General features: G+C 73.6%; 1 protein-coding gene. It reads right to left on the bottom strand.

Annotation, left to right across the window (positions count from 1 at the left end):
- A partial coding sequence (locus AB0G02_RS41920) for a glycoside hydrolase family 88 protein (RefSeq protein WP_360806663.1) occupies positions 1-906 on the bottom strand: 906 nt, incomplete at its 3' end.
- Between the last annotated feature and the right edge of the window lie 164 nt (positions 907-1,070).

Raw genomic sequence — 1,070 nt, 5'->3', positions numbered from 1 at the left:
GGCGCAGGTAGTCGTAGCCGAAGCACTGGTTGTCGGCGATGGCGGTGGCGGTGTCGTGGACCTCGGTGACCGGGACAGGAAGTGGTCGGCGCAGCGCCGTGCGGCGTCGAGGAACGCACCGCGCCGCGCGTGCCGGTGGGCCAGGGCGAAGCCGTAGATGCCCCACGCCTGCCCGCGTGCCCAGCACGAGCCGTCCTGGTGCCCCTGCTCGGTGGCGCCCCGGAGCGGTTCGCCGGTGGCGGTGTCCCAGTAGAAGGTGTGGAACGTGGTGCCGTCCGGGCGGATGATGTGCCGTTCCAGCTGCTCGGTGTGGCGGACGGCGGCGTCGGCGAAGTGCCGGGAGCCGGTGGTCTCGCCCGCCCAGTACAGCAGCGGCATGTTCATCAGGCTGTCGATGATCGTGCGGCCGCGCTGGAGCGGGTCGGTGAGGTCGCCCCAGGCCTGCACGATGCCCGCCGGTTCGAGGAACCGGTTCATCAGGTGGTCGGCCGCCCCGAGAGCGGCGTCGCGCGCGCCCTCGTGGCCCAGCAGCCGCCACGGCGTCACGCACGACAGGGTGTACAGGAAGCCGAGGTCGTGGGTGTCCAGGTCGACGCCACCGGTGACGCGGTCGGAGAAGGCGTCGACCTGGGCCCGGGCGGCGTTCAGCACGTCGTCGTCACGGGTGGCCTCCCAGGTCAGCCACAACATGCCCGGCCAGAACCCGGTGGTCCACCCGACGTTGGCCCCCTCGGGTGCGCCGCCACGCGGTGAGCGCGGCCGGTAGACGCCCGCGGTGGTGGTGTCGTCGGGGTACCAGGCGGTGAAGTCGGCGACGTTGCCGCGCACCGTGGCCACGGCGGCGTTCCAGGCCGTTTCCAGGACCTCGGTGGTGATCGGCAGGGCGCGGTCGGCTTCCGCGGACAATGTTTCTCCCTCGGGGACGGGGTGGGGCGGGGACGTGGACGGCGCGCGGGCTAGGTGGTGGCGGCGCGGACGGGCCGCAGGGTCGCGCGGCTGCCCACCCAGACGACGTAGAGCGCCGGACCGGTGAGCAGGGCGACCGCCAGGACGGGCGCGGCGGCCACCGC

The organism is Actinosynnema sp. NPDC023658 (assembly GCF_040639995.1).
Classification (GTDB): domain Bacteria; phylum Actinomycetota; class Actinomycetes; order Mycobacteriales; family Pseudonocardiaceae; genus Actinosynnema.
The sequence above is the reverse complement of the archived record's forward strand: the minus strand, read 5'-3'. Positions and strand labels throughout refer to the sequence as shown.